Source organism: Spiroplasma endosymbiont of Megaselia nigra, assembly GCF_003987485.1.
Lineage (GTDB): Bacteria > Bacillota_I > Bacilli_A > Mycoplasmatales > Mycoplasmataceae > Spiroplasma.
In genome coordinates this window covers 1-10,940 of sequence record NZ_RCOO01000026.1, presented here as the reverse complement: position 1 = coordinate 10,940, position 10,940 = coordinate 1, and the positions used below count along the sequence as shown (strand labels likewise).

Below are 10,940 nucleotides of genomic sequence, written 5' to 3'. Positions count from 1 at the left end.
GCGATGTTTGTTCAATTTCTTTTACTGTATTTTTTCGAAATTCTGCAGTATATGTTTTAAATTTTTGTTCTTTTCCTGCCATTAAAAAATGCACCTCCTCTAAAAGTTTAGTAAAGTTCTTTTTTAATTTTACTTACTTTTTGGGGTGCAGTCTTTTTACCTCTCTTTTTTTATTCTTGTTCGATTAACAAGTCAGCACAAACTCTTTTTTACGGAAAAAGATTAAACCTATGCTTTTAATTATATACCAATAGTTCACAAATACAATATATTTTGTATATAAATACTAAACAAATAAAATAAAAAAAATGCCTAAGGTTACCCGCATTTACAATGCGATTAGGTCATCCGGATACCCGAAACCGTAATTACTTAGGACTTACATATTTATTTTATCTTTTATAAAGCCATTTGTCTAATATAAATTATATTAATATATATAAATAAAATAAAAATATATTATATATAATAATATTATAAATCATAATAAAAAATACTCAGACAACTTGCTGGGTATTTTTTTAATTAATCATTGTTAAAATTGCATTAAAAATAATAAATAAATGATTATAAATAATTTGGTGGGTATACATTTTGCGCCGATCATTAATAATAATCGGTGTTTTTGTTGTTAAATTAGTTTCTATAATCGGTGAATTTTCTTTTAAAATAAATTTAATATTATCTAACGGTAAAGTTTTATCATTATGTTTTAAAACATTAAATAAATAAGTTTGATCTGTATCGATAATAATTCAAATTACAAGATCATCATCTCTTAATCGTTCTAAAAATTTTTTAGCAATAAATTCATGTGTTGTTACACTTACATCAAAACCAATTCCTAACAATTGATGATAAAAATTAATTAATAAATCTAAATGTGTATGTTCACCAATCAAATAAATTTTTTTTGTTGTTTTTAGCATTGTTTTTAATTCTAAAATTGATGATAAATTTTCATTTAATAATTTTGTCATCATTGCACTATGGTTTGATACTAAATCATTAACAGTATTTTTTGATGGATTAAGACGATAAAACTGATTAAGTTTTTTTAAATTATCTAATTCATAGCGAAAAAAAATATAAAATTCTTTTCATCCTGTAAAACCTAAACTTTTACAAAACTTTGTCACCGATGAAAAACTTGTATGTGATGTTTCTGCAACATCATTAATGATAAAATTTTCATTTGATACTTTAGCAAAATTTAAAATAGTTTGTGCAATAATACCATTAACAGTATCATAATTACGATTAATAATTTCCTTTAACTTCTCAAGAATATTAGTTTTTAATTGCATATTACCCACCTATTCATTCCATGGTTTAATCTCTTCAGATTTCAATTAGATTTTAATAAAATTTAGATAACAATGGAATGAAAAAAATTTGAGAGTTTAATGAAAATATTTTCCTAATCTACCTCATCGGTACGGTCTTTTACTACTTCCTCAATTTTTGCTAGCACAGTAAATAATTCTTCAAATTCAAACTTTTCAATTTAGTTACATACATGTTGGACATTATTTAAATCCATTTTAACCTCCTTTCAAGCAAAAAATTACCATCCTAAGTTAACTTTTCCTTGCAAATATAAAACTTTGTTGTTAAACAAAGTTTTATATTACTTTAACATTAAAATCATATTGTTTCATAACTTCTGGTCTGTCCGTTACTAAATATGAAACATCTTTAACGTCATAAAATTTAAAAAACCTAAGTTTATCAAATTTTGTACTATCAGCTAATAAAATTTTAACTTGAACCCGTGCTAAGGCTGCTAATTCAACCCGTGCTTCTTCTTCATTATTTTTGAAAACAGCGCCAGTTTTATCAATTGTATTTGCTGAAAAAATAACTTTTGAAAATTGAATTAATGATAAACTTTCCTCACAAAACGAACCATAAAAAGCTTGTGATTTTTCTCGTAATTTGCCTCCAAATAAGACATTATATTGAACATTAGGATTATCTTTTGCCAATTGTAAAATTCGAAATGAATTAGTGACAATTTTTATTGGTTTATCAATTAAAGTAACAAAAATTTCACAAGTTGATCCTGCTCCGACAAAAATAACATCATTTTTTTCTAACAAATTTGTTAACTTTTTTCCGATAATCATTTTTTTATCAAAATTAATACTACTTGTTCGAACATTAATATTACATGTTTTATTATGAACTCCTAAAAAATTAATACCACCATAATACATTGTAATAATTCCTTCATTTTCAAGTTCTTTTAAATCACGGCGCGCAGTTGTTGCTGAAATATTATATTTTCGAACATATTCAAGAACATGATTCATTTCGTGAAAAAGTTTTTGACACAAATATGCTAATAATAAATCTTTTCGTTGGACTCGATGGATAATTCTCTACTCCTTTCATTGTTTAATTCTGTACTTAATTATTATACCGAAAAAAAGTTATTTACCAAAATGTTCCAAAAATTTTCTTAAATTTTCAATAAGTTTTTTATTATGCAATAATTGATATAATTCAGCATCACTTGATTTTTGAATTGCACCAATACTTTCAAAATGGTGATTTAATAATTTAATTCGTTGTTTTCCAAACCCCGGGATTGTTTCTAGAATACTTGTTGTCAAAGCTTTTGTTTGCCGGCGGCGAAAACTAGTAATTGCAAAATTATGAACATCATCTTGAATTCTTGTTAAAAATAAAAATAAACGGCTACTTTTATCCAAATATACTTTCTCTTTTTTTAAATTAAGTAAATGGTCAGTTTTATGATGATCATTTTTAACTAAACCAATCACGGGAATTGATAAATCTAATTTTGCTATTTCTTTTAAACAAGAATTAACTTGTTGAATCCCACCATCCATAATAATTAAATTAGGAAGGGCTTGTTCTTCTTGAATAATCTTTTGATAACGACGAGCAACAACCGCCGCAATACGGTGCGTATCATCTTGATATGAAATTTCTAAATTATACTTACGATAATCATTTCGTGATGAACGACCATTTTTATAAACAATAACCCCACCAGTCACAAACTCATTATTAATATTAGCAATATCAATCATTTCAATTAAATATGGTAATTCTGATAAACCCAAAAGCATTTGTAACTCTTTTAAAACTTCAGCATTATTTAATTCTCGTTGGGCAGTTGTCTGGTATTGGACATAAGATTCATAACTATTTTCAGTCGCTAATTTCATAATTGTTTTTTCAATTGGTGTTTTAGGATGAAAAACACGATTATCAAATAACAAGTTTAATTCTGGTAATGTAATTGCCTCGTTAACAATTATTTTTGTGGGTAAAATATTTTTTTGATAAATATTTTGCAAGTATAAGCGGTATAATTCTTGGTAATCTTCAGCAAAATCAAGATGATAATATTCATAATCTTTATAGCTTAATTTTCCAGCACGATAAAATAAAGTTGTTAACACTAAATGCTCAGTAGTTTGATATAAACTAATCACATCTAAATCATCATTTTGATTTAACATTTCAACTGTTTGTGATGATAAAGTTCAATCTAAGTTTCGAATTAAAACTTTTAATTTATGTGCTTCTTCAAATTGTAAGTTATCTGCGGCTTGAAACATTCGTTTCTCTAGTAGTTTTTTTGTTTCAGTAAAATTACCTTTAAAAAAATTATGAACTTTTTTAATCATTTTTGTATAATACTCCGAAGGAACTGATTTAAAACAAGCACCTGAACATTGATTAATATGATAATAAAGGCAAGGTTTTCCAAGATTTCCTTTACAACGACGTAAAGGATATAATCGTTCTAAGACTTTAATAATTTCCCGCGCATGACTCCCTTCTGGGAATGGTCCATAATAGCGAGCATATTTTTGATGAACATTACGAACATACAAATATTGAGGGTCTTTTTCTTTTGTAATTACAATATAAGGATAATGTTTATCATCATTTAACAAAATATTGTATTTTGGTTTGTACTGCTTAATTAAATTATGTTCTAAAATTAGTGCTTCTTTTTCATTTTTCGTAATAATTGTTTCTAAACGAACTATTTCTTGAACTAAGCGGGTTGTTTTATAATTATACACTTTGTTAAAATAAGAACTAACACGACTTCGTAAGTTTTTTGCCTTTCCAACATATAATACTTGATGATAATTATTGTAAAATAAATAGCACCCTGGTTTAGTTGGTAAAATATCAACCTGCTCTTTTAACGATAATTTTTCTGACATTTTTCATTCTTCCCCTTATGTTTGTTAATATTTTATGCTTAATTAAAACAATTAGCAACTCATCATAAAAAATCCAAGATAAGAAAACGGACTTAATATTAAAATAAAAAACTACTTTTCTGAAAAGTAGTTTTGTTAATTTTTTAACGCTTGTTTTGATTTTTCTACTAACACTTTAAATTCACTTGGATTATGAATTGCTAATTCTGATAACATCTTACGATTTACTTCAATGTTAGTTTTATTTAAACCATTCATAAATTGTGAATACGACATATCATGTTCACGTACTGCAGCATTAATTCTTTGGATTCATAATGAACGAAAATCTCTTTTACGTTGCTTACGATCACGAAAAGCATACGCTCATGATTTCATTACTTGTTCTTTTGCTTTTTTGTAATGCGTTGATTTTGTTCCAAAATATCCTTTTGCTTCTTTAATAATTTTTTTACGACGTTTTCTTGTTGTTGGTCCGCCTTTAACTCTTGCCATTTGTTAATACTCCCTTCTCTTTCTTTATCCTTGTAATAGTTGTTTTAATCGACTCTGATCAGTTTGGTCCATTAAACCAGCTTTACGTAAATGACGTTTTTGTTTTGTTGTTTTATTTTGGGCTAAATGTGAAGTATATGCATGCGCAATCTTTCATTTTCCTGTTCCTGTTATTTTAACTCTTTTTGCTAAAGATTTTTTCGTTTTCATTTTTGGCATAAATTTTCCTCCTTGTCTTTTCTTTTAAAAGTTAATTTAATTAATTATTTTTTTGGTACAACATACATATCTAAAAACAAGCCATTTAACTGGGGTTCTTTTTCAATCTTTGCCAAATCTTCAATATAACTAAAAAATTTATCTAATGTTTCTTTGCCATATTCAGGTCTTGCAACTTCTCGACCACGAAACTTTAAAGAAATTTTAACACGGTTTCCATCAGTTAGAAATTCACGCACTTTTTTTGCCTTAAATTCCAAATCATGTTCACCAATTCCTGTTCGTAAACGCATCTCTTTATTTTCAGTTACATATTGATTTTTCTTATTTTCTTTTTCTTTTTTCTTTTGTTCGTATTTATATTTTCCATAATCAACCAATTTTGCTACCGGTGGATTTGAAGCAGCTGATACTAACAATAAATCTAAACCTTTTTCTTCAGCAAAACGAACTGCTTCATTTCGCCCTAAAGGACCAACTTTATTACCATCATCTAAAATAATTAAAACTTCACGTGCTCTAATATCATAATTTACTTGCTCGATATTTTTATTGTTTTTAGTGGGTTGATTCATCCAATACCTCCATTTTAATTAATTAAAAAAACGCTCAAAAGTAGCGCTTTCATTAACAAGAATTATCTTCTTAAATGATTAAAATATAATCATTAAAAACTTTAATTTTATCTTGTAAAACCTATTAACCACACTAAAGGGCATAGGTGAGCATTAGCTACTTTAACATTTTTCAATATTAATTATATGATGTTTTTTTAATTTAGTCAATAATATTAATAAGATATTTTAAATTAACTTACTAATCCAAATCATTGTATTCTTCTACTCTAATTGTTGCTGAAACTCTTTTAAAATTTGTTGTTCTGCTTTTGACAACAAACCATTAGTTGTTACTAAACTATCAAAATTAGTTAATGTATATAAAGGAACTTGTAAACTTTCAAAAGCAATAGTAGCTTTTTTTAATTGATAACTAAAAATTGCTAATACCGCAACAACTTCCAAACCAGCTGCTTGTAAAGTTTTCACAACTTCAATAACTGACCCACCGGTAGAAATTAAGTCTTCAGTGACGACAATCTTCTGCCCCTTTTCATAGACTCCTTCAATTTGATTTTGTTTTCCGTGACCTTTCTTACTACTACGAACATACCCAAATGGTAATTGTAATAAATGGCCTAATAGAGCAGCATGGGGAATTCCTGCTGTTACTGTTCCAAAAATATTATCAATTTTATCTTGTCCGAAATTAGTATTAATAAGTTCAGCAAACCTTTCAGCAATTGTTCACCGCAAGTGAGGATAACCCATCGTTAACCGATTATCAATATAAATTGGTGCTTTAATTCCCGATGCTCAAGTAAACAATTCAGTAATATTAATACTAATTGCTTTAATTCTAATTAATTCCGTAATAATTTTTTTCATCTTCATTCGTCCTTTCTAATCTGCTAATGTTGTTATAATTTGTTGATAAACGGCTACCGGATCAGCAGCGCTTGTAATTGCACGACCAATTACTAAATAATCATCTCCTAATTCTTTTGCAAGAACTGGTGTTGCCACCCGTTTTTGATCAGTTTGTTTAGTTACTAATTGAATTCCAGGGGTAATTGTTTGTAACGATGGAAACTGTGTTTTAATCATCTTTGCTTCTCAAGGGGAACAAATCACACCATAAAAGTGATTACCTACTGCTAATTTTGCTAAATTTTGTACTAATCGCTCCGTTGTTAATGTTGAAGATAAAAATAAAGTTTGAAGATCATCATTATCAAGACTAGTTAATACTGTTACACCTAATAATTTAATTGAAGTATCTTGCACAACCTGATGCGCTAATTCTAATGTTTTTTCACCACTTGTTAAATGAATTGTAACAAAGTCAACTTGATATTGTTTTAATGCTTGTAAAGCCTTTTCAACTGTAATTGGAATATCATTTAATTTTAAATCAAGAAAAACAATATGACCGTGCTGTTTTAATTTATTAATAATTTCAAAACCAACAGCATAAATTAATTCCATCCCAACTTTTAAAAATAATGATTGTGGTGGAAACTTGTTTAAAAAAGTTCATAATTGTTCTTCTGTATTAAAATCACACGCAATAAATATTTTTGGCATAATTATTTCTCCTTCTGGTGCGCGATTCCCACAATATCGCTTAAATGTTGTAAATTTTGTTCTTCACAATATGCTAACAAATCTCTTTTAATCTCTAAAACAAGGTTTGGATTAGTAAATAAACTAGTACCAATTGCAACAATACTTGCTCCAGCCATTAAAAATTCAAGAACATCATTGGCAGAACTAACTCCCCCCCATGCCAATAATTAGGATTTTAACTACCTTAGCAACTTCATAAACCATCCGAATTGCGATTGGTTTAATACAAGGTCCACTTAACCCTCCTATAATGTTACCTAAGGCCGGTTTTTTCGTTTTAAAATTAATCTGCATTGCAGGAATAGTATTAATTAGACTAATTGCATCTGCTCTTTCTTCTTGACAAATAATCGCAAATTGCTTAATATCACTAACTGATGGTGATAATTTCACAATTAATTTCTTTTTTGTTAAAACACGGCGAACTCTTTTAACTACTTGTCGTGTTACCACCGGATCAGTTCCAAATAAAATACCGCCTTCTTTAACATTTGGGCAAGAAATATTTAATTCAACAAAAGCAATTGCATCAATTTCATTAATAGCAGTGGCTAATATTTCGTATTCTTCAATTGTTTTTCCATTTAAGTTTACAATAATTGGAATTTGAAACGCAGCAAAGGTGGGCACAATCTTCGCTGTAAAATAATCTAACCCTGGGTTTTCTAAACCAATAGAATTAATTAATCCCGCTGTAACTTCAGCTAACCGCGGTGCACTATTGCCTAACCGTGGCTCTAAAGTAATTCCTTTTGTTGTTAGCATTCCCAACTCATTAACAGCAAAAAAGTCTTGGTAACATTCACCATAACCAAATGTCCCACTTGCTGTTGTTAAAGGACAATTTAAGGTATATCCTAAAAATTTTTTTTAACATAATAATTTTTACCCTACCTGCTTTTAATATTCAACAATAATGATTGGTCCATCTGTACAAATTTTTTTATTAACCCCATTAATTGTTTTTGTACATCCCATACATGCCCCAACACCACAAGCCATATGACTTTCATATGAAATTTGTGTTGCAATTTGTTGCGTTTTAGCTAACCCATTAATTTTTGTCAAAACAATATCTGGCCCACAAGCAATAATTACTTTGGGTTTTTATTTTGTTAAATATTGTTCTAAGGCTGTGACAATATTTTGTTGGTGACCAACTGAACCATCATCAGTATTTAACAAAAAATTATTATTATTTTGAAATAAAGTTACGACATTTAAAGCATCCTTCGTTCGTCCCCCAAAAATAACATAATATTTTTTTTGTTTTTTAATTAATTCATCAATTAATGCTTTTATTGGAGCAATTCCAATTCCACCTGCAACAATTAAAATGTCATCTATTGTCTGCGTAACTTGAAAACCCTGACCATGTTGACCTTGGATTTGAACAACTTGACCAATTTTTCATTGATTAGCCATATACCATGTTCCTAATCCCTTACACTGATAATAAATGCTAATTGTTTCAGCAACCGGATTAATGTCAAAAAAACTAAATGGTCGTTTTAAGAAAAACTGTTGTTGTGGTTCAACTAGAACAAACTGACCTGGGCAAGCAATTTTACTAAGCTGTGGAGCTTTAAATGTTGCTAGTCATAAATCAGAACCCAATTGTTGATTTGCCAATAAAATAGTTGATTCAATAATTTGTTTTGTCATAGTTATTCCTCCTTTAAATGATAAATTCGACCTTGATAAACATTAATAATTGGTCATCCTGTTAAATTTTCTCCCAAAAATGGTGTATTTATTGATTTTGATTGTAATAGCTCTGGGGTTACAACTTTGTTTAGTGATAAATAAATCACTGTAAAATTGGCATAATTATTAACCTCTAATTGGACATTATGATGTTTAATTAATTGCTGTGGTTTAACTGTTAAAGCATTAATAATAGTTGACAATGCCACTTGCTGTGAAATCACTAACTTTGTATATAATAATGGAAATGTTAATTGTAACCCTATAATTCCCATTGCACTATTTGCAAACTCACCTTTCTCACTTGTCTGATGTGGAGCATGATAAGTTGCAATAACATCAATTATGCCATCATTTAAAGCTTCAATTAAACTTAATTGATCGTTAATGTTATTTAAGGGTGGATTCATTAGATAATTCCCATCATTTGTTGTAATATCATCAACTGATAATGTTAAATGGTGCGGCGTTACTTCACAAGTTAAAAAGGGATTATTTTTTTTCCTTCGCGAATTAGAGCAATACTTTTAGCCGTGGAAACATGACATAAATGATAAGGTAATTGTTGTTTATTAACAATTTTTAAATCATTATGCAATGGTTCCGATTCATAGTTATCATCAACACCAATTAAACCAAACTTTTGCGCAATTTGGTGCTGTAAAACAACTGTTTGTTTATTCATATTTTGCCGATTATCAACATGCAACGAAATAAGTTTTTGATTTGCTTGCTCATATTTCAAAGCCTTAATTAATAAAGTTTGATTTGCTAAATAAGCTCCATCATCACTAAAACCAATAACATCATCACTAATTGCTGCAAAATCAACCAATTCTTGACCAGCTAATTGTTTTGTAATTGCCCAAAAAAATTGAACATTAATTGGTAATTTTGCTGCTTTAACTAACAATGGTCTTAAAACATCAATATTATCAATTGCTGGCTTTGTGTTGGCTATCACACATACCGTCTGATAACCTCCATACAAACCGCTAATTGCACCTGTTATTAAATCTTCTTTTGCTGTTTGACCTGGTTCACGAAAATGAGCATGTAAATCAATAAAACTAGAAACAATAATACAATTTGGTGACAACTTAATTTATGTTACTAAAATACTTGAACCAATGTGAATAATTTTATTTCCTTCAATCGTAATATTAGTTTGTTTAAAACCAATTGGTAAATAAACATAAGTGTTAGTAAATGTATAAATCATCTTAATTATCCGCTAAAATATTATTTAATAATGCCATTCGTATAAAAACTCCATTTGCCATTTGCGCAAATATTTTTGCTTGTTAACATTCAACAACATCATCATCAATTTCAATACCACGGTTAAAAGGAGCTGGATGCATAATAATTGCGGTTGGCTTCATTGTTGCAACTAATTCAGATGTTAACTTATAATTTCGTAAGTAATCTAAATGATATTTTTCATCAGCATGAAATCGTTTAAACTGGTAACGTAGTAACATTACAACATCCATTTTTGGCAAAGTTGTTTTAAAATCAACAGTTTTTACACCAGGTAATTGTAATTCATTAATTCTTGTTGTATACACATTCATTTCTAATTTTTGCATAATTTTAATATTAGTTTTTGCAACTCGTGAATATTTAATATCGCCAACAATGATAATATTTAATCCTTTAAATTCACCAAAATGTTCTTTAATTGTCAACAAATCTAATAAACTTTGGGTTGGATGATTTCCTGACCCATCACCACCATTTAAGATTGGGATTTTAATTTTATCAGCAAGCTGGTGATAATAATTATTTTCCGGATGACGAATAACGAGTGCATCAACTCCTAATGCTTCAAATGTTTTAACTGTATTAGACTGCACCCATTTTAGTAAGTACTAATAAAAAGTATTTACTATTTTTTTTATTATATCTTTTTCTTTACGATTTGAATATCATGTATTTCATTTTATAACATCTTGTATATATTCTTCATGTGAATTATATATTTTATTATGGATTGTAGCTTTCTTAAGTAATGAATGAAAACTTTCTATAACAATATTATCTGCACAGTGGTATTTTTTACCCATTGAAATTATAATACCGTTAGAGACACATTTATAGTGATAAATAGCGG

Annotated in this window: 14 protein-coding genes and 1 pseudogene; all 15 read right to left on the bottom strand. The window is 28.3% G+C overall.

Features of this window, described 5'->3' with window-relative positions; all coding sequences use genetic code 4:
- Positions 1-521 precede the first annotated feature (521 nt).
- The 15 genes and pseudogenes from D9R21_RS02255 to D9R21_RS02195 all read right to left on the bottom strand — a co-directional run bounded on the left by D9R21_RS02255 (position 522) and on the right by D9R21_RS02195 (position 10,893).
- A complete protein-coding gene (locus D9R21_RS02255; protein ID WP_126820926.1) occupies positions 522-1,307 on the bottom strand; it encodes a MurR/RpiR family transcriptional regulator in 786 nt (261 codons plus the stop codon).
- 318 nt (positions 1,308-1,625) lie between these two features.
- Positions 1,626-2,351 carry a DeoR/GlpR family DNA-binding transcription regulator gene (locus D9R21_RS02250; RefSeq protein ID WP_408641296.1) on the bottom strand — a complete coding sequence of 242 codons (726 nt, stop codon included), beginning with the start codon at positions 2,349-2,351 and terminating at the stop codon, positions 1,626-1,628.
- Positions 2,352-2,435: 84 nt separating this feature from the next.
- Positions 2,436-4,217: an excinuclease ABC subunit UvrC gene (uvrC, locus tag D9R21_RS02245; protein WP_126820924.1), complete on the bottom strand. Its 1,782-nt coding sequence runs from the start codon at positions 4,215-4,217 to the stop codon at positions 2,436-2,438.
- A gap of 135 nt (positions 4,218-4,352) precedes the next feature.
- Positions 4,353-4,712, bottom strand: a complete 360-nt coding sequence (gene rplT, locus D9R21_RS02240; RefSeq protein WP_114565167.1) for a 50S ribosomal protein L20 — start codon at positions 4,710-4,712, stop codon at positions 4,353-4,355.
- A 24-nt stretch (positions 4,713-4,736) separates the two neighbouring features.
- Positions 4,737-4,931, bottom strand: coding sequence for a 50S ribosomal protein L35 (gene rpmI, locus D9R21_RS02235; protein ID WP_126820923.1), 195 nt, complete (start codon positions 4,929-4,931; stop codon positions 4,737-4,739).
- Between the two features lie 44 nt (positions 4,932-4,975).
- Positions 4,976-5,506, bottom strand: a complete 531-nt coding sequence (gene infC / locus D9R21_RS02230; RefSeq protein WP_126820922.1) for a translation initiation factor IF-3 — start codon at positions 5,504-5,506, stop codon at positions 4,976-4,978.
- A 264-nt stretch (positions 5,507-5,770) separates the two neighbouring features.
- Complete coding sequence (gene pyrE, locus D9R21_RS02225) at positions 5,771-6,376, bottom strand: orotate phosphoribosyltransferase (protein ID WP_206609230.1); 606 nt, start codon at positions 6,374-6,376, stop codon at positions 5,771-5,773.
- A gap of 15 nt (positions 6,377-6,391) precedes the next feature.
- Positions 6,392-7,075: an orotidine-5'-phosphate decarboxylase gene (gene pyrF / locus D9R21_RS02220; protein ID WP_126820920.1), complete on the bottom strand. Its 684-nt coding sequence runs from the start codon at positions 7,073-7,075 to the stop codon at positions 6,392-6,394.
- A gap of 2 nt (positions 7,076-7,077) precedes the next feature.
- A pseudogene (locus tag D9R21_RS02215) lies at positions 7,078-7,978 on the bottom strand (dihydroorotate dehydrogenase).
- 39 nt (positions 7,979-8,017) lie between these two features.
- On the bottom strand, positions 8,018-8,185 hold the full coding sequence (locus D9R21_RS08190; RefSeq protein WP_241568679.1) for an iron-sulfur cluster-binding protein: 168 nt from the start codon (positions 8,183-8,185) through the stop codon (positions 8,018-8,020).
- Positions 8,186-8,224: 39 nt separating this feature from the next.
- Positions 8,225-8,782 carry a ferredoxin reductase domain-containing protein gene (locus D9R21_RS02210; protein WP_241568678.1) on the bottom strand — a complete coding sequence of 186 codons (558 nt, stop codon included), beginning with the start codon at positions 8,780-8,782 and terminating at the stop codon, positions 8,225-8,227.
- Positions 8,783-8,784: 2 nt separating this feature from the next.
- Positions 8,785-9,234, bottom strand: coding sequence for an amidohydrolase family protein (locus D9R21_RS08185; RefSeq protein WP_241568677.1), 450 nt, complete (start codon positions 9,232-9,234; stop codon positions 8,785-8,787).
- 71 nt (positions 9,235-9,305) lie between these two features.
- Positions 9,306-9,923 carry an amidohydrolase family protein gene (locus tag D9R21_RS08180; protein WP_241568676.1) on the bottom strand — a complete coding sequence of 206 codons (618 nt, stop codon included), beginning with the start codon at positions 9,921-9,923 and terminating at the stop codon, positions 9,306-9,308.
- Between the two features lie 205 nt (positions 9,924-10,128).
- On the bottom strand, positions 10,129-10,683 hold the full coding sequence (locus D9R21_RS02200) for an aspartate/ornithine carbamoyltransferase family protein (RefSeq protein WP_241568675.1): 555 nt from the start codon (positions 10,681-10,683) through the stop codon (positions 10,129-10,131).
- 15 nt (positions 10,684-10,698) lie between these two features.
- Positions 10,699-10,893: a hypothetical protein gene (locus D9R21_RS02195; protein ID WP_126820562.1), complete on the bottom strand. Its 195-nt coding sequence runs from the start codon at positions 10,891-10,893 to the stop codon at positions 10,699-10,701.
- Positions 10,894-10,940: the final 47 nt, after the last annotated feature.